The sequence below is a fragment of the Winogradskyella litoriviva genome, assembly GCF_013249065.1.
Taxonomy (GTDB): domain Bacteria; phylum Bacteroidota; class Bacteroidia; order Flavobacteriales; family Flavobacteriaceae; genus Winogradskyella; species Winogradskyella litoriviva.
This window is the reverse complement of the sequence record NZ_JABRWQ010000004.1, coordinates 121,972-146,713: the sequence shown is the minus strand read 5'-3', so window position 1 is coordinate 146,713 and position 24,742 is coordinate 121,972. Positions and strand designations below refer to the sequence as shown.

The following is a 24,742-nucleotide window of genomic DNA, read 5'->3' as shown; positions in this document are numbered from 1 at the left end:
TTAAAAAAGTGTCACCTGGCCTTGTTCATCTGTACCTAAATCATCGTCATTTTCATTATCATTTTTCTTAGAAAACTCATCTTCAGATTTCGATGATTTAACTGTGTCAGAATTGTTCTTTGTGTCCGTATTTATAGTTTCCTCATCTACTACTTCCAATTCATCTGCATGCACTTCCTCTGGAGCATTATACGGTAATGGCTCTAACAAATTAATCTGATTCACCTTGTCTTTAGTTAATTGATTACCAAGAGCATTAATGCCTTTAACCGAAATAAACTCTTCAAGATTAACCTCCATGTTTGGCTTACGATCTTTACCTCGTTCTTTAGTGAATTCTACATCTGCCATAGGTCTCCAGTCTGTTGAAACTATTTCTAATTGAGAATCTGGATGGTCCGAAATAAAAGATTCTTCTTTTCCTTCTTGGTCAATTAAAAATCGCTTAACATAATAACGTTCTTTTTCACCATCATAATAAATTGCTGAAATTGGCTTACTAGGAATCCATTTCTCCATAACAATCATGTCGCTATCAAAATGAGCCGTTAATTCTGGGATTATAGTTTTTGCAACACCTGATTGACTAATAATTAACAAACGATCTTCTCCTCTAAATTCTCCAATCAGTTCTCCTCTTTCGTCAACATTTAAACGCTGCACTGTATCATCAAACCAAATCCTTCTTGGTTTTAGGGTAGAAACGCCTTTTTCTTTGAGTTCTACACGCTTTATTGCATATTTTGTTACCGTATTTCCTTTTGATGTTCTACCTTTTATAAGTACATCTGCAAAATCTAAATCCCATTTCAACTTCTTTATGCTACCTACTTGCCTTAGTGAGATTGAAACTACCTCTGCTTCACCATTTGGGTTAGCAGAAAAATACCATAAAACAGAGCCTTTATTACCATTAGTTAGGTCGTACTCACGATCCCTTGTCATACTGGTTACTGCAAATCGTTTTACATAAGATGGACCACCTTTACCATCGCGATAAATCAAGTTATAAATGGTGCGTTTATCCTTTTTCTTGAATACCGCTACATGGATAATGTTTTTACCAATAAAAGTTTTAGAATCCACTTTTGTCACCATCATTTTACCTTCTTTAGTAAAACAAATAATATCATCTATATCACTACAATCACAAACATACTCGTCTCGTTTTAAAGATGTACCAACAAAACCTTCTTCTCTATTCACATAGAGCTTTGTGTTTCTAATTACCACTTTTGTCGCATCTACGTCATCAAAAATTCTAATTTCTGTTTTTCGCTCTTTACCTTCTCCATATTCCTTTTTCAATCTTTCGAAATATGCTATTGCATAGTCAATTAAATTGGCTAGATGATGTTTTACTTCAGCTATCTGATCTTCTAAAGCATCTATTTTTTGTTGAGCTTTATCTATATCAAATTTAGAAATACGCTTAATTCTAATTTCTGTTAGACGCGTAATATCCTCTACAGTAATTTTTCGTTTTAAATGCTTTATATGCGGTTGAAGTCCTTTATCAATGGCATTAATTACACCATCCCAAGTCTCCTCTTCTTCAATATCTCTATAAATTCTATTTTCAATAAAAATGCGCTCTAGAGAGGCAAAATGCCATTGCTCTTCAAACTCACCAAGCTTTATCTCTAATTCACTCTTTAATAACTCTACTGTATTATCCGTAGATCGACGTAACATTTCTGTAACACCTACAAAATAAGGCTTGTTATCTTCAATTACACAACCTAGAGGTGATATAGATGTTTCACAATTTGTAAAAGCGTAAAGAGCATCAATCGTTTTATCTGGAGACAAACCAGATGGCAAATGAATTAATATTTCAACTTCAGCTGCTGTATTATCTTCAATCTTCTTAATTTTTATTTTCCCTTTATCATTGGCTTTTAAAATTGAATCTATTAAAGATGATGTTGTAGTGCTAAAAGGAATCTCTGTAATAACTAATGAATTTTTATCGCGTTGAGAAATTTTTGCTCTAACCCTAACCTTTCCTCCTCTTAAACCATCATTATAATTAGAAAAATCTGCAATTCCTGCTGTTGGAAAATCCGGTAATATTGTAAAGCGTTTACCTTTTAAATGTTTTACTGATGCATCTATTAACTCAATAAAATTATGTGGCAAAATTTTAGTTGACAAACCTACGGCTATACCTTCACCTCCTTGCGCCAACAATAACGGAAACATTACCGGAAGATTTATTGGTTCTTTTCTTCTGCCATCATACGAGGCTTGCCATTCTGTTATTTTGGGATTATAAACTACATCTAAGGCAAATTTAGATAGCCTTGCTTCAATATAACGTGAAGCGGCAGCACGGTCACCTGTTAATATATTTCCCCAGTTTCCTTGAGTATCTATGAGTAAATCTTTCTGACCAATCTGTACCATTGCATCAGCAATACTAGCGTCTCCATGTGGATGGTATTGCATGGTGTGACCAACAATATTAGCTACTTTGTTATAGCGTCCGTCATCTAAGTCTTTCATAGAGTGCATTATACGACGCTGTACTGGTTTAAAACCATCTTCAATTGCTGGTACAGCTCGCTCTAAAATTACATAAGATGCGTAATCTAGAAACCAGTCTTTATACATTCCGGTAACCTTCTTTATTGTTTCTTGGCTACCATTGTCTTCATTTAATAACTCGTCATGCTCTTCTGCCATTACCCTTGTTTAACTTTTTTATTTTGTTTTATAATCTTTTTTAAAGACTGCCTAACGTATTTAATTTTCTTTTTCTTTAAAAGTGTAATATTAAATCGCTCCTTTACTATACTGCCATCACTGTATTTTACAACCAATACTAAAGATTTAAATACTAAATAATTACATATATGAAATCCTTCAATCTTATACTTTGGAATTTCTATTTTGTGCTCTCTGTAATTAACAAAATCTGCGAGGATTAGTCCTTTATTTTTAATTATAAGATTAGTCCCATCGCTATCATATTCAAAAAATCTTGCAATAAAATGAACAAAAAGGACAGCTAAGAACAACCCTATTATTATGTACAGTGTATTTATCTGAAAAAGATTAAGTGACTTAAATACTGTGGCAAATAAAATAGCACAAACCACTAATATAAAATAGATGGAAATAATTTTGTTTTTTATATTTCTGTTATCTGTTCTCATATTGTGTCCTCAACAACGTCAAGTTCAACCTTAAGATTATCTATAATAAACTCTTGACGTGTTGGTGTATTTTTCCCCATGTAGAAGGATAATAGCTCTTCAATAGACATATCTTTATCCAACATTACAGGGTCTAATCTCATATCTTCACCAATAAAATGCACAAATTCATCTGGTGAAATTTCACCTAATCCTTTAAATCGAGTTATTTCGGGCTTCGGCTTTAGTTTTTCCATTGCATTTCTTCTTTCGTCCTCAGAGTAACAATAAATGGTTTCCTTTTTATTTCGTACTCTAAACAATGGTGTTTGCAGTATATATAAATGTCCTTCTTTTATAACTTCTGGGAAAAATTGTAGGAAAAACGTAATCAACAACAATCTAATATGCATTCCGTCGACATCAGCATCTGTTGCTATTACTACATTATTATAACGTAAATCCTCAAGAGAATCTTCAATATTTAAAGCAGCTTGAAGCAAGTTAAATTCTTCGTTCTCATAAACAATCTTCTTACTTAAACCATAACAATTTAAGGGTTTCCCTTTTAAGCTAAAAACCGCTTGCGTATTAACATCTCTCGATTTTGTAATACTACCAGATGCAGAATCTCCCTCTGTAATGAACAAGGTGGTTTCTAAATTTCTTTCGTTTTTGGTATCTCCAAAATGCACACGACAGTCGCGTAATTTCTTATTATGTAGACTTGCCTTTTTAGCTCTATCTTTTGCTAATTTTCTAATACCAGACAATTCTTTACGCTCGCGTTCTGCCTGAAGTATTTTACGTTGTATTTTTTCTGCAGTATCTGGATTCTTATGCAAAAAATTATCGAGATATCTCTTTACAAAGTCATTAATATAAGTTCTTACTGTTGGCAAATCGCCTCCCATATCTGTAGAACCTAACTTTGTTTTAGTCTGGCTCTCAAAAACAGGTTCCATTACTTTTATAGCAATGGCACTTACTACGGATTTTCTAATATCTGATGCTTCGTAATTTTTTCCGTAAAACTCTCTAATGGTTTTAACAATTGACTCTCTAAATGCCGCTAAATGAGTTCCACCTTGAGTGGTATTCTGTCCATTAACGAAAGAATGATATTCTTCACTATACTGAGTTTTACTATGTGTAATTGCTATTTCAATATCATCACCTCTAAGATGAATAATTGGATATAGCATATCGGATTCATTAATGTTTTCTGATAACAAATCCTTTAATCCGTTTTCACTAAAATATTTTTCACCATTAAAAACTATGGTTAATCCTGGATTTAGATATACATAGTTTTTAAGCATCTTAACAACATACTCATTGCGATACTTATAATTTTTAAAGATGATTTCATCAGGTATAAAACTAACTTTAGTTCCTTTCCTTCTACTTGTTTCTTCTAAAAGCTCTTGGTTGGTAAGATTTCCTTGTGCAAACTCTGCGGAAGCTGATTTGCTATCTCTAGTAGATTCAACTCTAAAATAAGATGATAACGCATTTACCGCCTTTGTACCAACACCATTTAAACCAACTGATTTTTTAAAGGCTTTAGAATCATACTTTCCACCAGTATTCATTTTAGAAACAACGTCTACAACCTTTCCAAGAGGAATCCCACGACCATAATCTCTAACAATAACACGTTCACCTTGTATAGAAATCTCAATGGTCTTACCTGCTCCCATCACAAACTCATCAATAGAGTTATCCAAAACTTCCTTTAATAGAATATAAATACCATCATCTGGAGAAGAACCATCACCTAATTTTCCGATATACATACCTGGTCGCATTCGGATGTGTTCTTTCCAATCGAGTGAGCGTATGTTATCTTCGGTATAATTAGATTGTTCTGACATAGAGATAGGCAAAATTATAGATGGAATGCTAATATAATACTATACCACAAAAAATGAAATATGGAATAGGTAAAGTAATTAACAATAATGCACAAAAACCTGTTGAGAACCTAGATATACACTAGTATTGAGTTTAGAAAGCATTATTTTTGAATAAATCCGCTAATATCCTTACTTTTTGAAAGTATTTGATTTGCTAAAATTATAACAATCTTAATCTAGAAAGATATAACATTTAATAATTACAATCTTATTGCTTAGTTATAGCTTCAGCTTCTGTTTTTAGTAGTTTATTTCTAGTTTCTAACAAATTTATCATGTATTGTTTTAGAAAAAGTACGTTGGCCAATTTACCTAGAATTCCTATTGGCGATTGAAAATGAAATTTATCAATCATTAAAGTGTTTTCATTCTTATTTTCAAAAATATGCTCGTGTTTAAACGATTTAAAAGCTCCTGAAACCATTTCGTCTACAAAATACGTAGGAGTTTCAAATTCAGTAATTTTTGAAGTTAATTTTTGCTTAAATCCAAAATGAATAGCTTCCCATGTAACGGATTCTCCTAACTCAATTAATCCAGAGGTTTTACCAGCTACTGCTCTTTCCTTTGAATCTGCCATTGAAGCTTTATGAAAATCAATATTCCGCGCCAAATCAAAACAGGTTTTTAAATCTGCTTTTATAAAGGTTTTGATTTCTATTGTTGCCATTATATAATTAGACAGTTTTGACTTTTTATATTAACAAAATAAAACCAATCTAACAATCTAAACTATTTATTTATGAAGAATTCTAATTACACGTTAAACAAGAAATGCATTACATCGCCATCTTTAACAATGTAATTCTTCCCTTCTACGCGCATTTTTCCGGCTTCTTTTACTTTGGCTTCGCTTCCGTATTCTACATAGTCATTATAAGCTATAACTTCTGCTCTAATAAATCCTTTTTCGAAATCCGTGTGAATAACACCAGCGGCTTGCGGACCAGTTGCTCCAATATTTACTGTCCAAGCTCTAACCTCTTTTACACCTGCTGTGAAATATGTTTGTTGATTTAAAAGTTTGTAAGCCGAACGAATTAATTTTGCAGAACCAGGTTCATCTAACCCAATATCTGCTAAGAACATTTGGCGCTCTTCGTAGTCGTCTAACTCGTTAATATCTGCTTCTGTACCAACAGCTAATACTAAAACTTCTGCGTTTTCGTCTTTAACCGCTTCTTTTACTTTTTCTACATAAGCGTTACCAGTAGTTGCAGCACCTTCATCTACATTACAAACATACATTACTGGTTTGTCTGTAATAAATTGAGATGGCTTTACAAACTCTTCGTAATCCTCTTCAGTAAATTCTAGTGCTCTAACAGAAATACCAGCTTCTAGATTTTCTTTTATTTTTAAAAGTATCGCTTCTTCTTTTTGAGCTTCTTTATTACCAGTTTTGGCAGCACGCTTTACTTTATCTAACTTCTTTTCTACAGTTTCTAAATCTTTTAACTGCAATTCCATATCAATAGTTTCCTTGTCCCTAATTGGATCTACAGAGCCATCAACATGAACTATATTTTCATTATCAAAACAACGTAAAACATGCAAAATAGCATCAGTTTCTCTAATATTAGCTAAGAATTGATTTCCTAAACCTTCACCTTTAGAAGCACCTTTTACTAAACCTGCAATATCAACAATCTCAACGGTTGCTGGCAATACACGCTCTGGCTTTACCAATTCTTCTAATTTCTGTAATCTTGGGTCTGGTACATTTACCACACCAATATTAGGTTCTATGGTACAAAACGGAAAGTTAGCACTTTGCGCTTTAGCGTTAGATAAACAGTTAAATAAGGTTGATTTTCCTACGTTTGGTAATCCTACAATTCCAGCTTTCATTTGATAATATTTTTGCGAGTGCAAATGTAGTTAATTCGTGGAATAGTTAAGATAAAAGTTTTTGGAATAATTATTAAGCCTAAAAATTTAAATTTCTGTGGATTGTTGTTAAAACAACACTATAGATTTTAGATAAAAAGAAGTCATTTTTTAAAAATAATAAAATCACTCCATTAAAAATCACAAATTAATCCATTACTCTTTTATGAATTTTAACTAACGAACTGTCTAATTCAAAAGTATTTATAAATTTTAATTCTTCATTATCATTTTCTGAAAGAAGTGCCTTATCAATCAACTTCTTTCTCGCAATACTGTCTATTTGAGAATAACTAAGAGAAAGATTAAATAGTAGTAAAAGAGCAAATATTATTTTCATCTTTTAAGGTATTTAAAACAAAAGGCTATTTAACTAACATTTTTAAATGTTGGATAATTTTCTGTAATTGTACCTATGCCTTTTTTATTTATTTTAAAAGTAACATCTTTTGCTGTAGAAAATAATAAAACAGATAGAAAAGATGTCTTTAAATGTTCTTTTATAATGATTAATGCTTCTTCTAAGGTCATCTCCTCCTCTATATCTTCTGTTTCTCTTGGTCTAAAGCTGTATTTAAGAATCACCTTAAACTCACCATCAGCATAAATAGGCCTGAGGAATATATTTTTTAATTCTGGCTTACCAATGGTTTTAGCCATGGTTAGCTTTGCAAAAGCTTCTTCTTTAATACTTTGTTTTACTTGTTGCCAAAACACAATAAAATCCTCTTGGTATGTCATAATTTATAAGGTAATAAACAAATTCTCAAATAAAAAATCTGAATAAACTAAATGATTTCAAATTGTATTACTCGCGCTCTAAAAGTTTTTTAGAAACCTTATATGATGCAGCATAAGCTAAGCCTTCTTGTCTTTTTTTAAACTCAGAAAATGCTTTATTATACCATTTTGGATCAGTAGCTTTTTTTCTGAATGAATCATGACTTAAAACATCAAACATTTCGCCGTTTAACCAAGGTTCTATTCCGTATATACTAAGTCCAAAGTGCTCTGCACGTTGCAGTACTATTTCAAAATCTGCTTCAGAGAAATAATAAATATTCTCAGAATCGAATCCGTCATTAATATTAGTTAAACCTGTAAATACATTTTTCTCTAAAAATTCTGATTGTTCCATATTAAAGTAAATTACTGCGTCTTATTTATTATTCTTTATCTACTAAATAATTTTAGTTATAAGCTGCGAAATTAGGTTTTACTTATATAATAGCAATAGATTGATGTGCTTTAATTTCCAAAAAAAATCTAAAGTCAAAGACTTAAGGTTTTTAATCTAATACTACTTCTATTTCTCCCATACATTATTAAAAGTAGGGAAAACCAAACCTAACATGTTATATTAATACCAACATTAGACGCAACCATTTTACATATTGTGCATCTTTATTATATAACTAATCCATTAAAATCTCATATAATGAAAAAATCAATCGCTTTTATTCTGTTACTATGTCTTGCCTTTTCTTGCTCAGAAAAAAACTCAGATAATCTCACAGGAGATTACACGCTTTCTGGGAAATTTGTTGTTCCTAACGGTCTTGATCCTATATCTAAAGCCAAAGTAATGTTATATGAGGACAATATTGTAATTTCTGAAACGCTAACTGATAGTGAAGGTAATTTTATTATTAACAATGTGTTTCCTGGAGATTTTGAAATAAAATTATCTAAGGGTTTATTTTCAACTACACTCAATACTACCGTATCTAATGAAGATGATATTTTTGATATAGATTTAAGTACAATTGAAATAACTGAGTTTCCAAATATTGCAGTAGTTACAGGTAATTATGACAATATTGAAACTGTTTTGTATAACATAGGTCTCGTTAACCCTGTAACTCTTGAGCCTTTGTTTGATATTATTGACGGACAGGATTTAGTAGGAAGACCAAGTGGGACTCAACATACTCACAGCCATGCTAACGCTAGTCATAGCAAAACCACCAACAATCAATTAGCACCTAATGTAGACTTTGGTTTTGGAAGTTTAATTGAGTCACCTACTTTATTAGCCAATTATGATATTATTTTTTTAAACTGTGGCTTATCAGAATACAAAACAGATTACAGTAGTAACCTTACAGATTTTGTTGCAAATGGAGGATTACTTTACGCTACCGATTATGCATTTGTATATTTAAATGATATTACCAATTATGGTACAGATTATATAAGTTTTAGAGAACCAAATCGTTCAGGACAATCATTATCTACCGTTGCAGAAGTGCTGAACACAGATTTATTAAATTGGATGACCTTAAATTTTAATATTTCTACCACAGATAATACTGTAACTATAGATCAGTTTTTAGATAGTTGGCAACCCGTTGCTTCTTATAATGAAGATACTGTTATACCTTGGTTACATGGACCAGTTGAATACACAGACGGCACCGCAGAAGACATTCATTTAGCTTATACTTTTAATCATGGAGATGGTGGTGTTTTATATTCTTCATTTCACACTAAGAATAGCGCTACACAATCTGAAGCTGTAGAACGATCAATTCAATATTTAGTTTTTGAATTGGCGAGCTTAAAGACAGAGTAAAAAAGTAATTATTACTTATCTATAAAACATAAAAAACCCAAAGTTTTAAACTTTGGGTTTTTTATATAAAATGTCGTTGTAAACTATTCGTCAGGATGCATAAAACGTTGTTTTGCTAAAAGCTCTTCTTCCGTTTCTACATGTGCATCGTCTGGTATACAACAATCCACAGGGCAAACTGCTGCACATTGAGGCTCTTCATGGAAGCCCATACATTCCGTACACTTATCTGGCGCAATGTAATATACTTCGTCATCTATTGGTTGTTGCGTCTCATCTGCATCAACTTCCTTTCCATTAGGTAAAACTATCTTTCCAGATAAACTAGTTCCGTCAGAATAACGCCAATCATCTGCGCCTTCATAAATAGCTGTATTTGGACATTCTGGCTCGCATGCTCCACAATTTATACATTCGTCGGTGATTATTATTGCCATAGTATTTTATCTTTTTCTTTTTACTTTACGTAATTTTGCAAATGCGAAAATAAAGCCAAAACATCGTATAACCAAACCATATATGGAATTACAACAAAGAATTAACGCATTTATAAAATTAGGTGCTTTTTTACAACAATTTCAGAATAATGAATTCGTTAAAAATGATACTATCGAAGCTAACGATTTATTCTTTGATGGCTTTAAGCATCAAATAAAAATAGCTAAAGAAAACAACGGATGGTTTACAGAAAAAAATATCACGTTTGCTTTAAAAAATTGGTCTAATGCATTGACATACAAAAACATTAATGAGTGGACCAAAAAGTATAACTTTAACAACACAAAACCTAAAACCATTGCTATAATAATGGCAGGTAATATACCATTAGTTGGTTTTCATGATTTTTTATCTGTATTAATTTGCAATCATAATGTATTGGTAAAACAGTCTTCTAACGATAAACATTTACTTCCCTTTTTAGCTAAATATTTAGAAGTTATAGAACCAGGCTTTAAAGGAAAAATAAAATTTACTGAAGAAAAGTTAGAAAAATTTGATGCTGTTATAGCAACTGGAAGCGATAATACAGCGCGCTATTTTGAATATTATTTTAAAAACAAACCTTCAATAATTAGAAAAAACAGAAATTCGGTTGCGATTTTAACAGGTGCAGAAACCTCTAAACAGCTAGAAGCTTTAGCCGATGATATTTTTAGATATTATGGTTTAGGTTGCAGAAATGTTTCAAAACTATTTGTGCCAAAAGATTACGATTTTCAAGCACTTTTTAAAGCCGTCTATAAATGGCATCCTATTATTGAAGAGTCTAAATACGCCAATAATTACGATTATAATAAAGCCGTTTATTTAATGAGTGAATTTGATATGTTAGAAAACGGATTTCTTATGATAAAAGAAGATAAAAGTTACGCTTCGCCTATCGCTACATTGTTCTACGAACATTATACTAACATAGAAAACCTAAAACAAAAAATTGATTTAGAATCAGATAAAATTCAATGTATAGTTGCTGAAGGTATTTTAGAAGATGAAATCCCGTTTGGTAAAACTCAAAATCCTGAGTTGTATGATTATGCAGATAACGTAGATACCGTTAAATTTTTATTAGAAATATGACTTAAAAATTATCAATTTAATAACACAATTTAAGCATTTAATTAGCACCTTTGTAGTTAATTAAATATTTAAAAACTTAGAGGAATTGATATCCTCTAAAATATAAATTTAGAATTAATGAAAAAACATAATTTTAGTGCAGGACCATGTGTATTACCAAAATCGGTAATGGAACAAGCAGCAGCAGCAGTTTTAAACTTTGACGAAGGTTTATCCCTTTTAGAAATATCACATCGTAGCAAACCTTTTGTAGATGTTATGGAAAATGCTAGATCCTTAGCATTAGAATTATTAGGTTTAGAAGGCAAAGGCTACAAAGCCTTATTTTTACAAGGAGGCGCAAGTACACAGTTTTTAATGGTTGCATTAAACCTTTTAGAAAAAAGAGCTGGATATTTAAATTCTGGAACTTGGGCAGACAAAGCTATAAAAGAAGCTAAAATTTATGATGACATATATGAAGTAGGCTCTTCTAAAAGTGCCAATTTCAATTACATCCCTAAAGGATACGATATTCCAGAAGATTACGATTATTTTCACTGTACATCCAACAACACTATTTTTGGAACACAAATGAAGAGTTTTCCAAACTCACCGATACCTATGGTATGTGATATGAGTAGTGATATTTTTTCTCGTCAGTTAGATTTTTCTCAATTTGATTTAATCTATGCTGGTGCTCAAAAAAATATGGGACCAGCAGGTACAACTCTGGTAGTGATTAAAGAAGATATTTTAGGTAAAGTATCTCGTAAAATTCCATCAATGATGGATTATAAGGTGCACATAAGCAAAGGCAGTATGTTTAATACACCTCCTGTATTTGCAGTTTACGTTTCTATGCTAACAATGCAGTGGTTAAAAGATTTAGGAGGTATTAAAGCTATAGAAGAAATTAACGAAAAGAAAGCAAGTTTAATTTATTCTGAAATTGATTTAAATCCCTTATTCAAAGGATACGCAGCAAAAGAAGATCGCTCTAATATGAATGCAACATTTACATTAGAGAACGAAAATCTTAAAGAAACTTTTGATGCCATGTGTGTTGAAGCAGGTATTAATGGAATAAACGGTCATAGAAGCGTTGGTGGTTATAGAGCATCAATGTACAATGCTCTATCTTTAGATAGCGTGAAGGCACTTGTAGAAATTATGAGTGAATTAGAAAGTAAAGCATAACATATAAAAATGGGTATTGTCCCTTTTATTTATTCAGAAAAAAAATCAAATTTAAAGTTGAGAAACTTTTAAACTTTTAAACATTAACATGAAAGTATTAGCAAACGACGGAGTTTCACAAAGTGGTATTGATGCCTTAGAAGCTGCTGGTTACGAAGTTATAACAACTACAGTTGCCCAAGAACAATTAGAAAACTACATTAACACTAATGAAATTTCAGTATTGTTAGTAAGAAGCGCTACAACAGTAAGAAAAGATTTAATTGATAACTGCCCTAGCCTAAAAATTATTGGTCGTGGTGGTGTTGGTATGGATAATATCGATGTAGACTATGCACGTAGCAAAGGATTGAGTGTAATTAATACACCTGCTGCATCATCTCATTCTGTTGCAGAATTAGTGTTTGGTCACTTTTACGGACTAGCACGTTTCTTGCATAACTCTAACAGAGATATGCCACTAGAAGGCGACGCAAATTTCAAAGGTTTAAAGAAAGCCTATGCAAAAGGAACAGAATTAAAAGGTAAAACTTTAGGTGTTCTAGGATTTGGACGTATTGGCCAAGCTACTGCAAAAGTGGCTTTAGGAGCAGGAATGAAAGTTGTTGCCTTTGATCCTTTTCTAGAAAAAGCAGATTTACAATTAGATTTCTTTGATGGACAAAAAGTGAATTTTGAAATTAAAACTATTTCTAAAGAGGATGTTTTAAAACAAGCAGACTTTTTAACATTGCATGTACCAGCTCAAAAAGACTACGTAATTGATGAGGCTGAATTTAAACAAATGAAAGATGGTGTAATAATAGCTAATGCAGCACGTGGTGGTGTAGTTAACGAAGTTGCACTTGTAAAAGCTATAGAAAGTGGAAAAGTAGCAAGAGCAGCTCTAGATGTTTTTGAAAAAGAACCAAAACCAGAAATTCAATTATTAATGAATTCTGCTTTATCACTAACACCTCACACGGGAGCAGCAACAAATGAAGCACAAGATAGAATTGGTGTAGAATTAGCTGAACAAATTATTAGTATTCTTGGTTAAAAAATAAAAATGTGACCAATGCATAAAAAATGAGTCCTACTTAATGTGGGACTTTTTTTGTACCTTACAATGCTTAATTTTATTAACTTAAACTATAATATAACAAAATGGCAGGAATTTTAGATTTATTAAACAGCGACTTAGGAAAAACTATAATTAGTGGTGTTTCAGGTTCTACCGGAACAGATCAAGGAAAAACTAGTAGCGTTTTAACAATGGCGTTACCAGTATTAATGAAAGCAATGGAGCGTAACGCTTCAACACCAGAAGGTGCTCAAGGTCTTATGAGTGCATTAAGTGGAAAGCATAATGGTAGCATATTAGATAACCTAGGTGGTTTATTTGGTGGTGGTGTTGATGAAGAAGTAACTAATGATGGTTCTAAAATTCTTGGACATGTACTTGGCAGCAAACAACAAGGTGTTGAGCAAGTTATTGGTCAAAAAGCTGGATTAGATTCTGGTGCTGTTGGTAATATCTTAAAAGTAGCTGCTCCAATTTTAATGGGAGTTCTAGGTAAACAAGCTAGCCAAAACAATGTTAGTGATCAAAGTGGAATTACAGGTCTTTTAGGAGGTTTATTAGGTGGTAATGATACTGCAAATGAACAAAGCTTCTTAGAAAAAATATTAGACGCAGATGGTGACGGTAGTGTTATCGATGATGTAGCTGGTATGGTTTTAGGAGGAAGTAAAAAAGGCGGTATTGGTGGCCTTTTAGGTGGCTTATTCGGAAAATAAAATTCCTTTATACATATTTACAATTTGGCAGTTCTATAGTTAGAACTGCTTTTTTGTTTAAGTGCATTAGACTTTTAAAATCTACAGGTTTACTAATTCAAAAGCTTCTCTTACTTAATTCTTATAGTATTCATCGTAAATAAACCTTTATTTTGTAGTGTTAAATCAAAGTAAAATATAATTAACTCTAAATAATATTTAATACCTTTAATACCATGAGAAAGCTTATTTCAATTACTATTATCCTCTTTTTATTAGCGAGTTGTAAATCTTACAACAAAAATCAAACTATTAATAACGAAAACGAAAATAGTTTAGTAGAGAGCGATACAGTTTCTATCAGTAGTGACGAAAACGATTATGAAATTATAATTATTGAACCTGGTTTTAATTCGTGGTTAATGACAACCGCAAGACCAGAAGGTTTCCACTCACAGTCTTGGTTAGAATCTAGAAATGCAATTATGGTGCAAACATGGAATCAAAGAAATCTTCAACCTCAAACGTACGACCCTAATTTATATGAACTTCGTATAGATTATGACACTAACACAGATTATGGTTATGAGGTTAACTATAAATTATATAATTACTTTCTTTATTTTCAATTAAAATATAATCAACGATTATCTGCTTTTAGGCCCAGAATTTAGGATATAAATACATCTTATTTTATTAGTTTTACAGCACGAAAATTGTGCTATGGAAAAATTTAAAAAATATTGGGAAATACAACATAACTGGCAGTTGTTATTTCCCTTTTTTGGTGTTATCATCTTAGGGTATTCTGCGTATAAAATTTCTAAGGCTATTCTTGGTGATTATAATCTTATATTAAAAATTGTAGCTTCAATTGTTATTTTGTACTTTTTATTAAAGATTACTCTATTTCTTTTTAAAAAATTAGAAAAAAAATGGATTCTAGATTATAAATGGGAAATGATCAGAGTTTTTATGGTCTTTGCTATTACAGGTTCATCATCTTTGTTTATTGGTAGACCCATAATTAAAATGATCGGAATTACTAAAGAAAACTTAAACCCTCTTATTTATTGGATATTATTCATTATCATTGGGCTTATTTTCTATCAGATACTTTTAGTAAGCTTTGGATGGCTTTTTGGGCAATTCAAGTTTTTTTGGGAATTTGAAAAGAAAATGCTTAGACGATTTGGACTTAAACGTTTTTTAGATTGAATTTAAAAACAGCAATAGCATTAACATTTAAAGTACTCGCAATTACGCTTGTACTGGCTGTATTATTGCCTACTGCTGTAAAATTTAATCACGTTTTTTCGCATCATACTCATAAAGTTTGTAAAAATGATAATTCTACAGATACACATTTTCACGTATCTGATTTTGATTGTGATTTTTATAAATTTAAACTATCAAATAATTTATTTCTAGTAATTAACAGCTATGAAATAACTACTAAAAAGTTGGCTTCATTTCAGCCATCTTCTTATTATATTTCTTCAAATAATTATCAGCAACAAACAAGGTTTGTTAGAGGTCCTCCAACGTTAAGTTAGAATTCAAATTTTCTAATACTCTAATAAATTTATTTAAATGAAACGACTAATTATTGGCTTAGTTTTAACCATTTATGGTTTTAGCTATGGTCAAACCTGTAACTTTACTTTTTTAGGTGAGTTAAAGGATTTTCATGATGGCTCATCCATTGAATCTGCTACTATTTACATTAAAGAAAAGGATAAATATATAGTTTCAGATTTAGATGGTAAATTCAAAATTGAAAACCTTTGTTCAGGCATCTTAACACTTACTATTTCTCATATTGGTTGCGAAACCAAAACAGTTTCTTATGAGATAAATAATGATGTGTTTAAGACCATATATTTAGAACATCACCTAGAAGAACTCAATGAAGTGGTGGTAAATTCTAACCTAAAAACAGAAGAGACAAGTATTGAGAAGTCTATTAATAAAGCTGTAATTGAAAACTTTTCTGATAAATCTCTAGGAGATGCTCTAAACACAATTAGTGGTGTTTCTTCTTTAAATACTGGAAATACAATTACAAAACCAATGATTCATGGACTACACAGTAGTAGACTTTTGATTGTTAACAATAACGTACGCATGTTTGACCAAGAATGGGGAGATGAACATGCACCTAATATTGATATTAATTCTGGTAACAGAATTGAAGTTATTAAAGGTGCTAATACTTTAAAATATGGTAGCGATGCAATTGGTGGCTTAATATTAGTAAGACCTAAAAAATATATGGATAAAGATAGCCTATTTGGTAGCTCTCTCCTATCCATTAATTCAAATGGTCGCGGAGGAAATGTAAATACAGAGTTGGTTAAAACATATAAGTCTGGTTATTATGGAAAATTTCAGACTAGTTACAAGCAGTTTGGTGATTTTAAAGCACCTAATTACTACTTAACCAATTCTGGTTTGAAGAATATAAATATGTCTTTAAATTTTGGATTAAACAGGTTTGAAAAAGGTTTTGACGCATACTATAGTGTTGTTAGTAACGAATTAGCAATCTTACAATCATCGCATATCGGTAACGTTAACGATTTAGTAGCTGCTATAAATAATGAAGAGCCTAGAATTGTTGAAGATTTTTCATATAATATAGATTACCCAAGGCAAGAAATATTGCATCACTTAGGTAAGGTTGAAGCCCATAAACGTTTTAAAGGTTTTGGAAAATTAACCCTTCAGTACGATTTACAAATAAACCGACGTAAAGAGTTTGACTTAAGACGTGGAGATTTATCCGATACACCTGTTATTGATTTGCGTTTATTTACCAATTCTTTGCAATCTAATTTAAGAATAGATTATTTTAATAACCTCAAGATTGATACTGGTTTATTATTACGCTATCAACAAAATGACGCAATTTCTGGCACAGGCGTAAGTCCATTAATTCCAGATTTTGATAAGTATGATGCTGGTATATATGTTATTGGAAGTTACAATTTAAATGAAACTTCCGAAATTAGTGCAGGTCTACGATACGATTTTACGAGTTTTAAAGCAGATGGCAGAGAGGATAATACAAATTGGGAAGAAGCTTATAATTATGTTTCTTCTAATTTAAGTTATTCAAAACAATTTAATGATGAATTATCTTTATATCTTAACTATGGGTTAGCATCTAGAGTTCCAAATCCATCGGAATTATTTAGTAGCGGATTACATCATGGTGCAGCTAGAATTGAAATTGGATCTTTAACACTCAATAAAGAAATTGCTAATAAATTAATAGTTTCATTAGAAAAAAATAACGAGAATTTCGGATTTTCAATAAGTCCATATTATAATTATATAAATGATTATATACAACTTATTCCCACAGGAATAACCACTACCGTACGTGGTGCTTTTCCGGTTTGGGAATACAACCAAGTAAATGCGCAAATATTTGGTGTAGATATTGATGTAAATAAAAAAATTAATGAATGCTTTGATTATAATGGTAGTATTAGTCTTCTTAAAGGAGATAATAAAACAGAGAATATTGCCCTAATTCACATGCCTGCAACTAATTTTTCTAATAGTATATCTTATAAAAACGATGATTTAAACCAATTAACAATTAGCTTAAATCACAAAACTGTATTGCAACAAAAAAGATATCCAGATTACAATTTTTACACCTATAATGCCACTTTACAAGAAGATGTTTATGTAGATATTAGCTCTACACCATCTTCGTATTCTTTATTTAGCTTTAATAGCTCTATGCAATTTAAAGCTTTTAAAAAAGGGAATATAAAATTAGAATTTAACATAGAAAATCTATTCAATACATCCTATAGAGAGCATTTAAACAGGCTTCGTTATTTCGCAGATGAATTGGGTAGAAACTTTAATTTAAAAATAAAAATCAATTATTAATACAAAAATAAAAACATGGAAAACTATAAATCAATAAAAACTATCAAATTATTAGCCTTATTATTTGTCTTAGGTTTAACAATAGCAAGCTGTTCTAATGATGATGACGACCATGATCACGATCATGAAGAAGAATTAATCACTACTGTTACTTACCAACTCTCCAGTGGTATGGACATTGTTACTCTAGAGTTTCAAGATATAGATGGTGATGGAAGCGCAGCTCCTACGTATACAGTTTCTGGTCCATTAACTGCTAATACTATATATACTGGTAGTATTGAGTTATTAAACGAAACGGAAAGTCCTGCTGAGGATATCACAGAAGAGGTTGAAGATGAAGGAGACGAACATGAATTTTTTATTACATCTTCAATTAGTGATATTATAGTTACAAAAACAGATTCTGATGAAGATGGAAACCCAATTGGCATAGAGTCTACATTGGTAACAGGAGACCCAGGTTCTGGCACTTTAACTATAATCTTAAAGCACGAACCTACAAAACCAAACGATGGTACATCTGCTGATGCTGGTGGTAGTACAGATGTTGAAGTTACTTTTAACATAGCCGTACAGTAATTTATTGTTTGCAATACAGTAAAAAAAAGCACTCATTTGAGTGCTTTTTTTATTTTAATGCTATTAACGTTCCTTTTTTATTACAAAAGTGTAAACCCACATTAAGGTAAATGTCGGTATTACATCAAAGCCAGGTAAGGCTTCTTCTATAAAAGTAATGATTCCTGCTATTTGTCCTGCTTTGCCCTTATATAACTTTGTCATTAACCAAGCCGAAACTGGTGCCCAAATAATATCCGAGAATTCTCCAATGCCAGGTATTATAAAAGAGATTAAGCCCAAGGCATCAAAAAGAATACCTAATCCAAGTATTTTGTATTTATTCATTTAAAGTATTAATATTTATTACTTCTTACAAAGCAATAAGTGTTCCATTTTAATGCATTTAACCATTAACTCCTAAAAATGTTTTAAAGGTGTATATCTTCTTTTTAACGTTTAATTAAGACCATTGCTCTTTATGAGATATTAAATTTGTGCGTATTAAAGTGTAACAAATGCTTCTTCATTACATCTTTAATACATTATTAGCAATCATCAATCAATCAAATATGCGCTTTAATCTCATCATTTCTATTGTTGCTTTATTGTGTTTTTCTAATACAATACAGTCACAAGAAAAAAAATCTTTAAACATTCATCGTACTGAAAATTCACCTAAAATTGATGGTGTTTTAGATGATGACGTATGGAAAAATGCAGAAATTGCATCAGATTTCACTCAATTTAAACCAGAAATGGGAGTGGTATCCAAGGACCATCAAAAAACCATTGTAAAAATGGCTTATGATGATAAAGCAATTTACGTTTCGGCCTATTTAAAAGATAAACCAGAAGACATACAAAAACAACTTACAAGTAGAGATAATTTTGGACAATCAGATTTTTTCGGCATTATACTTAACCCAAATAATGATGCTCAAAACGATACAGAATTTTTCGTTTTCAGTTCTGGTACACAAGCAGATGCTACAGCAACTCCAAGTAATGGTGAAGACTTTGGTTGGAGCGCAGTTTGGGATAGTGCTGTAAAAATAGTTGATGATGGCTGGATTGTGGAGATGGAAATTCCATACCGAGCATTACGTTTTTCTAATGATAACATTCAAACATGGGGAATTCAATTTCATAGACGTTTTAGATTAGACAACTCACAATACTCATGGAATCCTATAGACCGAACTAAAGGAAATTCAAGTTTGTACCACGGTGAACTTACAGGAATTAAAAATATAGAACCTCCTACTCGCTTAAGCCTCTACCCTTTTGTAACAGGAATTTCAAATACTTACGATGGTGAAACCGATACCGACTTAAAAATTGGCTTAGATGTTAAATATGGTGTTACAGAAAACTTTACGCTAGATGCTACTCTTATTCCAGATTTTAGTCAAGCTGCTTTTGATGATTTAAGTTTAAATCTTGGACCTTTTGAACAAACCTTTGGAGAACAACGACAATTTTTTAAAGAAGGTGTAGACTTATTCAGCAAAGGCGACTTATTCTTTTCTAGAAGAGTTGGTGGTGGTCCTTCTGGCAGTATTAATCTTGAAGATAATGAAGAAATTATAAATTATCCTGAAGAAATTAAAGTATTAAATGCTGTAAAGTTTTCAGGTAGAACAAAAAAAGGATTAGGCATTGGTTTCTTTAATGCAATAACCGAGAAAACAGACGTTACCATAAAATCAACAGAAGACGTATTAAACCCAGATACACAAGTAATAGAAACTATTGTTACAAGCAGAAAGGAAACTATAGAGCCACTCAGTAATTACAATATTTTGGTGGTAGACCAACAGTTTAATGGTAATTCTTCGGTAAGTGTTATAAATACAAATGTTACACGAAATGGCCAATTTAGAGACGCAAATGTTTCTGGCTTGCTTGCCGATATTTCTAATAAAAAAAACACATACAATATTCTTGGTGAGGTTAAGATGAGTAATGTTAATAAACCAGAAAAAGATAATTTAGAAACTGGTTTAAGCACCTTCTTTATGGTTAGAAAAATTCATGGAAAATTTAGATATAGTTTTGACCATAGTTTAGCAAACACCAGATACGATATTAATGATCTTGGATTAATATATAGAAATAACTACAGTAACTTTGGTGTAGATGCATCTTATCAGATTTTTGAACCTACAAAGAAATTAAACAACTTTAGCATTAATACATGGGTTAATTATAGACGCTTATACAAACCAGACACCTTTACAGGAACAAATTTTGGATTTAATATGAATGCCCAAACTAAAAAATTAATGTGGTTTGGAGCAAGTATAAATGTAGAACCAGGAAAGCAATACGATTATTTTGAACCTAGAGATTTTGAAAACAAACGCTACTTTATATACAAAAACATAGGAAATATAGAAGGCTGGTTTGAAACCAATGAGAACAAAACACTATCTCTTGAGTTTTTTGCATACGCCTTTCATGCTTTTGATAGTGAAAGAGATTTAGCAGGTTATGGTTTTGGTATAGAACCTTCGGTACGTTTTAATGATAAGTTTAGATTAAATTACGATTTTACGTTAAGAAATAACAACGGAAGTCGTGGTTATGTAAACAAAATTGATAACCAAATAATTTTTGGAGAGCGTAATATTTTTTCGGCAGAAAACAGTATTTCTGGCAATTACACCTTTAATCCTATGCATTCATTGGCTTTAACTTTTAGGAATTTTTGGACAACAGTAAATTACGATAATAAATTATTTGTATTAAATGATAACGGAACTTTGTCTACCGAAGATGGCTATACCGTTGCAGACGTAGATAATCCAAATGTAAATTTTAATACGTGGAATTTAGACTTAAGCTACACATGGCAAATTGCACCTGGTAGTTTTGTTACAGGTTTATATAGAAACCAATTATTTAATAGAGACAATAATGCAGAAGATGACTACTTTGAAAGTATTAATACTTTATTTAAAGAACCTATTCAGCACACATTTTCTCTTAGATTACAATACTTTTTAGATTACAATAATCTAAAATCTGTATTTTCAAAAAACAAATCTACATCCTAATATTGTGAATTAATTGATTAAGTATTACTTTCACAGCATATGAGTAAAACAGTTATTTCCGCTAAACAAATTAAGAAAGCCTATAAAAATCTTCAAGTCTTAAAAGGTGTAGATTTAACCATTTTAGAGGGTGAAGTAATATCTATTGTTGGCGCTTCTGGCGCTGGTAAAACAACGTTGCTTCAAATTTTAGGAACATTAGATAAACCAGATTATAACTCTGATACAGAATTAGTTATAAATAATCAATCTATAAAATCATTAAACGATAAAGCATTAGCTAAATTTAGAAATAAAAATATTGGCTTTATATTTCAGTTTCACCAATTATTACCAGAATTTACAGCATTAGAGAACGTTTGTATACCTGCTTTTATAAATAATACGCCTAAAGCAGATGCAGAAAAACGTGCCAAAGAGCTTTTAGATTATTTAGGACTTAAAGATAGAATTCATCACAAACCAAACAGTATGTCTGGTGGAGAACAACAACGTGTCGCTGTGGCTAGAGCTTTAATTAATAGTCCAAACATAATTTTTGCAGACGAACCATCTGGAAACTTAGACAGTGAATCTGCTGATCAATTACACAACTTATTTTTTAAATTAAGAGATGAGTTTAATCAAACCTTTGTTATTGTAACTCATAACCAAGAATTAGCTGCTATGGCAGATAGAAAGCTAACTATGGTAGATGGTAAAATTGTAGGATAGAAATAAAAATACAACCAATTATGAGATTTATTTTATCCCATAAATAAGTGATTTTTAAACGCAACCTTTTTACACTTTATACATCTACAAGTACCAATTGTTATATTAACTTGAGAAAAACAATATTCCTTATCTGCCTAGCTTTGGTACTAAACTCTTGTGCCACAATTTTTAATGGAAAAACAACACGAGTAAATATATATGCTCCAGAAAACGCTACGGTACATTACAACAAACAAACTTCAATTGTATACGAAGGTGAAACAAGTTTATACCCAAAACGCTCAAGAGATTCTTTAAAATTTACTATTACTAAAGATAGCATTTCTACCGATTTTGCCTTTAAAAGAAAAACATCAGGACTTTTATATGCAAATCTCTTTACGCCACAAATTTTTGGTGCTGGGTTTATAATAGATTTCACCAATCAAAGACGATTTACTTATAAACGAAATATTTATTTAGAAATAGATTCTACCACAAACACTTTTAAACAATTTGAGGGCAAAAAACAGCCTTTTAAACAACATACAACGTTTATTTATACATCACCATTACATTTTATGGATTTTTTTTCGCAACCAATGGTAACACTTGGAGTTGAATATTTCCCATTAGACAATTTTAGTATTAGTGCAGAATATGGTACAATGTATATAAAAAGTAGCAAAGACAATTCTAAACCTAATTATTCTGAAAACAAAGGCTTTACTTCGAGATATGAATTAAAATACTATAACCTAATTAGCATAACTAACAATCCTAAAGTTAACGAATATATTGCGTTAGAAGCGCGTTTTTTAAGACATCAATTTAATAAAGTGATTAGTATAAGAAGAATTAATAACGATATTAATTATTACATAAGAGAGCCAATTACGGTACACAAATTTTTAGATATCTTTAATATAAAATATGGGCTAAATTTTCCAGTAGGCAAACGCATGTATCTCGATGTTTATTCGGGATTTGGCTTTAGAAATAAAACATTTAAAAATCCAAATAGCTTTTATAATCCTGAAACTGATTATATTTTAGAAAGTGATAGTCATCTTTTCTTTGGAAGAAAAAGATATTTAGAAGGTGTTGATAACCAAAAATTATTCAATTTTTCTCTAGGCTTTAAATTTGGGATAAAACTATAGCCAATTGAGGCATATTTGGTCAAAATATTGCGTGAGAATATCATAACACAGTTCTTCCCCTTTAAAATAAATTTAGCTTAATCCTCTCCTTTTTTAAACCCATATAAGTTTTGGTGAATAAAATCTTTTGGAAATTTTTCATCTCCTTTAAAACCAATTTCTACTGTACCACTATCTTCTGGGATGTAGTCTGTTTTAAAAATATAATCCCACAGACTTAAACTAATACCATAATTAACACCATTACTCCCTTTTGGTAAAACATAGGCATGATGGTATAAATGCATTACAGGATTATTAAAAATATACTTTAAAAATCCCCAAGTAATTTTAATGTTAGAATGGTTAAGATGACCTATTGAAATTGCAATAAAGTGGACAATATAAGCTTGTTCTGGCTCAAAACCACCTAAAAGCATTACTCCAAATGTTTTTAAAGGTTTATATAATATATTCTCCATCCAATGGTATCTTAAATGTGCTGCAAACCCCATTTCTTTTACACTATGATGTACTTTATGGAAATTCCATAAAAAATGATATCTGTGCAATAACACATGCGTAAACCATTGTACAAAATCTAAAACAATGAAGAAAACCAATAATTGCAACCACATTGGCCAATTAGAGACATCTACTATAGCTAAACTTTTTGCTGTTATATTTAAATCTCCAAATAGCACGCCCAACATCTCGTATACACCACTTATTACAATGGCAAATATGAAAAAGTTGAAATACATATAAAATCCATCTAACCAGAAATCTTTTCTAAAAATTGATTGTTCTTTTCGCCAAGGAAATATTATCTCTAAGCACCAAACAATTAAAGAAATAACCGTAAGTCCCCAAAAGTAATTGGTATACCAAGGCACTTCAAATATAATTGATTTCCATGTCCAATCAACCGTTCCTAAAAAGGCATTTACAAACGCATCTATATACTTATCCATTATTTACTTCTTCTATTAACTTTACCATTTTTATATCAGTAAAAAAACTCTAACATGTACAAATATCATTATATATTTTTCCTTTAAAAAAATATAATAAATACGCACAACCATTTTGGTCTTTGACAAATTTAATCAATCAAAGCCTTTATTTTATATAACTATTTGTTAATAGGTGTTTAGATATCTAAACTGTAGAGATTTTTGAAATAGTTTTTTCCTCATTCAAATTAAAATCTTTAATATTTCAACAGTATTCAACTTAAAATTATAGTTCATCTTAACTTTAGATTTAAGATTTTAGTATTTATTCCAAATGATAATACACATCCCAAAAATACTATTCTATAGATTAT

At 30.9% G+C, this 24,742-nt stretch carries 24 protein-coding genes; 13 read left to right on the top strand and 11 right to left on the bottom strand.

Annotation, left to right across the window (positions count from 1 at the left end):
- The 8 genes from HNV10_RS09635 to HNV10_RS09600 form a co-directional block, all read right to left on the bottom strand.
- Positions 1-2,688, bottom strand: a complete 2,688-nt coding sequence (locus HNV10_RS09635) for a DNA gyrase/topoisomerase IV subunit A (protein WP_173301141.1) — start codon at positions 2,686-2,688, stop codon at positions 1-3.
- Positions 2,688-3,161 (bottom strand): hypothetical protein, encoded by a 474-nt coding sequence (locus HNV10_RS09630; protein ID WP_173301140.1) that lies wholly within the window; start codon positions 3,159-3,161, stop codon positions 2,688-2,690. The genes HNV10_RS09635 and HNV10_RS09630 overlap by 1 nt, the downstream gene beginning before the upstream one ends.
- Positions 3,158-5,017 (bottom strand): DNA topoisomerase IV subunit B, encoded by a 1,860-nt coding sequence (locus tag HNV10_RS09625; protein ID WP_173301139.1) that lies wholly within the window; start codon positions 5,015-5,017, stop codon positions 3,158-3,160. The genes HNV10_RS09630 and HNV10_RS09625 overlap by 4 nt, the downstream gene beginning before the upstream one ends.
- 250 nt (positions 5,018-5,267) lie before the next feature.
- Positions 5,268-5,729, bottom strand: a complete 462-nt coding sequence (locus HNV10_RS09620; RefSeq protein WP_173301138.1) for an SRPBCC family protein — start codon at positions 5,727-5,729, stop codon at positions 5,268-5,270.
- An 86-nt stretch (positions 5,730-5,815) separates the two neighbouring features.
- On the bottom strand, positions 5,816-6,910 hold the full coding sequence (gene ychF, locus HNV10_RS09615) for a redox-regulated ATPase YchF (RefSeq protein WP_173301137.1): 1,095 nt from the start codon (positions 6,908-6,910) through the stop codon (positions 5,816-5,818).
- A 187-nt stretch (positions 6,911-7,097) separates the two neighbouring features.
- Positions 7,098-7,289 carry a hypothetical protein gene (locus tag HNV10_RS09610; protein WP_173301136.1) on the bottom strand — a complete coding sequence of 64 codons (192 nt, stop codon included), beginning with the start codon at positions 7,287-7,289 and terminating at the stop codon, positions 7,098-7,100.
- 29 nt (positions 7,290-7,318) lie between these two features.
- A complete protein-coding gene (locus HNV10_RS09605) occupies positions 7,319-7,690 on the bottom strand; it encodes a hypothetical protein (protein WP_173301135.1) in 372 nt (123 codons plus the stop codon).
- Between the two features lie 67 nt (positions 7,691-7,757).
- Positions 7,758-8,087, bottom strand: a complete 330-nt coding sequence (locus HNV10_RS09600; RefSeq protein ID WP_173301134.1) for a hypothetical protein — start codon at positions 8,085-8,087, stop codon at positions 7,758-7,760.
- 300 nt (positions 8,088-8,387) lie between these two features.
- Here HNV10_RS09600 and HNV10_RS09595 point away from each other — a divergent pair, with 300 nt between their 5' ends.
- A complete protein-coding gene (locus HNV10_RS09595) occupies positions 8,388-9,524 on the top strand; it encodes a carboxypeptidase-like regulatory domain-containing protein (RefSeq protein ID WP_173301133.1) in 1,137 nt (378 codons plus the stop codon).
- Between the two features lie 83 nt (positions 9,525-9,607).
- Here HNV10_RS09595 and HNV10_RS09590 read toward each other — a convergent pair whose 3' ends face one another.
- Positions 9,608-9,961, bottom strand: coding sequence for a 4Fe-4S dicluster domain-containing protein (locus HNV10_RS09590; protein ID WP_173301132.1), 354 nt, complete (start codon positions 9,959-9,961; stop codon positions 9,608-9,610).
- Positions 9,962-10,043: 82 nt separating this feature from the next.
- On the opposite strand from HNV10_RS09590, the gene HNV10_RS09585 reads away from it, so the two are divergent.
- From HNV10_RS09585 to HNV10_RS09545, 9 genes are all read left to right on the top strand, one after another.
- Complete coding sequence (locus HNV10_RS09585) at positions 10,044-11,102, top strand: acyl-CoA reductase (protein WP_173301131.1); 1,059 nt, start codon at positions 10,044-10,046, stop codon at positions 11,100-11,102.
- 117 nt (positions 11,103-11,219) lie between these two features.
- Positions 11,220-12,281 carry a 3-phosphoserine/phosphohydroxythreonine transaminase gene (gene serC / locus HNV10_RS09580; protein ID WP_173301130.1) on the top strand — a complete coding sequence of 354 codons (1,062 nt, stop codon included), beginning with the start codon at positions 11,220-11,222 and terminating at the stop codon, positions 12,279-12,281.
- An 88-nt stretch (positions 12,282-12,369) separates the two neighbouring features.
- A complete protein-coding gene (locus tag HNV10_RS09575; RefSeq protein WP_173301129.1) occupies positions 12,370-13,320 on the top strand; it encodes a D-2-hydroxyacid dehydrogenase in 951 nt (316 codons plus the stop codon).
- 107 nt (positions 13,321-13,427) lie between these two features.
- Positions 13,428-14,060, top strand: coding sequence for a DUF937 domain-containing protein (locus tag HNV10_RS09570; RefSeq protein WP_173301128.1), 633 nt, complete (start codon positions 13,428-13,430; stop codon positions 14,058-14,060).
- Positions 14,061-14,275: 215 nt separating this feature from the next.
- Positions 14,276-14,713, top strand: coding sequence for a DUF6146 family protein (locus tag HNV10_RS09565; RefSeq protein WP_173301127.1), 438 nt, complete (start codon positions 14,276-14,278; stop codon positions 14,711-14,713).
- Positions 14,714-14,762: 49 nt separating this feature from the next.
- The gene (locus HNV10_RS09560; RefSeq protein WP_173301126.1) at positions 14,763-15,257 is read left to right on the top strand and encodes a DUF6787 family protein; all 495 of its coding nucleotides are present in this window, start codon (positions 14,763-14,765) and stop codon (positions 15,255-15,257) included.
- The gene (locus HNV10_RS09555) at positions 15,254-15,595 is read left to right on the top strand and encodes a hypothetical protein (RefSeq protein ID WP_173301125.1); all 342 of its coding nucleotides are present in this window, start codon (positions 15,254-15,256) and stop codon (positions 15,593-15,595) included. Before HNV10_RS09560 ends, HNV10_RS09555 begins: the two co-directional genes overlap by 4 nt.
- A gap of 37 nt (positions 15,596-15,632) precedes the next feature.
- On the top strand, positions 15,633-17,951 hold the full coding sequence (locus tag HNV10_RS09550) for a TonB-dependent receptor (RefSeq protein ID WP_173301124.1): 2,319 nt from the start codon (positions 15,633-15,635) through the stop codon (positions 17,949-17,951).
- 15 nt (positions 17,952-17,966) lie between these two features.
- Complete coding sequence (locus tag HNV10_RS09545) at positions 17,967-18,533, top strand: type 1 periplasmic binding fold superfamily protein (RefSeq protein ID WP_173301123.1); 567 nt, start codon at positions 17,967-17,969, stop codon at positions 18,531-18,533.
- Positions 18,534-18,596: 63 nt separating this feature from the next.
- Here the strand turns inward: HNV10_RS09545 and HNV10_RS09540 are convergent, their stop codons facing one another.
- The gene (locus HNV10_RS09540; protein WP_173301122.1) at positions 18,597-18,860 is read right to left on the bottom strand and encodes a hypothetical protein; all 264 of its coding nucleotides are present in this window, start codon (positions 18,858-18,860) and stop codon (positions 18,597-18,599) included.
- 170 nt (positions 18,861-19,030) lie between these two features.
- Between HNV10_RS09540 and HNV10_RS09535 the strand changes: the two genes are divergently transcribed.
- From HNV10_RS09535 to HNV10_RS09525, 3 genes are all read left to right on the top strand, one after another.
- Entirely contained in the window at positions 19,031-21,574 is a 2,544-nt protein-coding gene (locus HNV10_RS09535; protein WP_241695491.1) for a DUF5916 domain-containing protein, read from the top strand.
- A gap of 39 nt (positions 21,575-21,613) precedes the next feature.
- Positions 21,614-22,288, top strand: a complete 675-nt coding sequence (locus HNV10_RS09530) for an ABC transporter ATP-binding protein (RefSeq protein WP_173301121.1) — start codon at positions 21,614-21,616, stop codon at positions 22,286-22,288.
- A 110-nt stretch (positions 22,289-22,398) separates the two neighbouring features.
- Positions 22,399-23,433, top strand: a complete 1,035-nt coding sequence (locus HNV10_RS09525; protein ID WP_173301120.1) for a hypothetical protein — start codon at positions 22,399-22,401, stop codon at positions 23,431-23,433.
- Between the two features lie 77 nt (positions 23,434-23,510).
- Here HNV10_RS09525 and HNV10_RS09520 read toward each other — a convergent pair whose 3' ends face one another.
- Positions 23,511-24,386: a sterol desaturase family protein gene (locus HNV10_RS09520; RefSeq protein ID WP_173301119.1), complete on the bottom strand. Its 876-nt coding sequence runs from the start codon at positions 24,384-24,386 to the stop codon at positions 23,511-23,513.
- Positions 24,387-24,742 lie beyond the last annotated feature (356 nt).

Bases quoted from the DNA above. Each gene is read 5' to 3' on its own strand.
- HNV10_RS09635 (WP_173301141.1), bottom strand. From the start codon at position 2,688: ATGGCAGAAGAGCATGACGAGTTATTAAATGAAGACAATGGTAGCCAA.
- HNV10_RS09630 (WP_173301140.1), bottom strand. From the start codon at position 3,161: ATGAGAACAGATAACAGAAATATAAAAAACAAAATTATTTCCATCTAT.
- HNV10_RS09625 (WP_173301139.1), bottom strand. From the start codon at position 5,017: ATGTCAGAACAATCTAATTATACCGAAGATAACATACGCTCACTCGAT.
- HNV10_RS09620 (WP_173301138.1), bottom strand. From the start codon at position 5,729: ATGGCAACAATAGAAATCAAAACCTTTATAAAAGCAGATTTAAAAACC.
- ychF (WP_173301137.1), bottom strand. From the start codon at position 6,910: ATGAAAGCTGGAATTGTAGGATTACCAAACGTAGGAAAATCAACCTTA.
- HNV10_RS09610 (WP_173301136.1), bottom strand. From the start codon at position 7,289: ATGAAAATAATATTTGCTCTTTTACTACTATTTAATCTTTCTCTTAGT.
- HNV10_RS09605 (WP_173301135.1), bottom strand. From the start codon at position 7,690: ATGACATACCAAGAGGATTTTATTGTGTTTTGGCAACAAGTAAAACAA.
- HNV10_RS09600 (WP_173301134.1), bottom strand. From the start codon at position 8,087: ATGGAACAATCAGAATTTTTAGAGAAAAATGTATTTACAGGTTTAACT.
- HNV10_RS09595 (WP_173301133.1), top strand. From the start codon at position 8,388: ATGAAAAAATCAATCGCTTTTATTCTGTTACTATGTCTTGCCTTTTCT.
- HNV10_RS09590 (WP_173301132.1), bottom strand. From the start codon at position 9,961: ATGGCAATAATAATCACCGACGAATGTATAAATTGTGGAGCATGCGAG.
- HNV10_RS09585 (WP_173301131.1), top strand. From the start codon at position 10,044: ATGGAATTACAACAAAGAATTAACGCATTTATAAAATTAGGTGCTTTT.
- serC (WP_173301130.1), top strand. From the start codon at position 11,220: ATGAAAAAACATAATTTTAGTGCAGGACCATGTGTATTACCAAAATCG.
- HNV10_RS09575 (WP_173301129.1), top strand. From the start codon at position 12,370: ATGAAAGTATTAGCAAACGACGGAGTTTCACAAAGTGGTATTGATGCC.
- HNV10_RS09570 (WP_173301128.1), top strand. From the start codon at position 13,428: ATGGCAGGAATTTTAGATTTATTAAACAGCGACTTAGGAAAAACTATA.
- HNV10_RS09565 (WP_173301127.1), top strand. From the start codon at position 14,276: ATGAGAAAGCTTATTTCAATTACTATTATCCTCTTTTTATTAGCGAGT.
- HNV10_RS09560 (WP_173301126.1), top strand. From the start codon at position 14,763: ATGGAAAAATTTAAAAAATATTGGGAAATACAACATAACTGGCAGTTG.
- HNV10_RS09550 (WP_173301124.1), top strand. From the start codon at position 15,633: ATGAAACGACTAATTATTGGCTTAGTTTTAACCATTTATGGTTTTAGC.
- HNV10_RS09545 (WP_173301123.1), top strand. From the start codon at position 17,967: ATGGAAAACTATAAATCAATAAAAACTATCAAATTATTAGCCTTATTA.
- HNV10_RS09540 (WP_173301122.1), bottom strand. From the start codon at position 18,860: ATGAATAAATACAAAATACTTGGATTAGGTATTCTTTTTGATGCCTTG.
- HNV10_RS09535 (WP_241695491.1), top strand. From the start codon at position 19,031: ATGCTTCTTCATTACATCTTTAATACATTATTAGCAATCATCAATCAA.
- HNV10_RS09530 (WP_173301121.1), top strand. From the start codon at position 21,614: ATGAGTAAAACAGTTATTTCCGCTAAACAAATTAAGAAAGCCTATAAA.
- HNV10_RS09520 (WP_173301119.1), bottom strand. From the start codon at position 24,386: ATGGATAAGTATATAGATGCGTTTGTAAATGCCTTTTTAGGAACGGTT.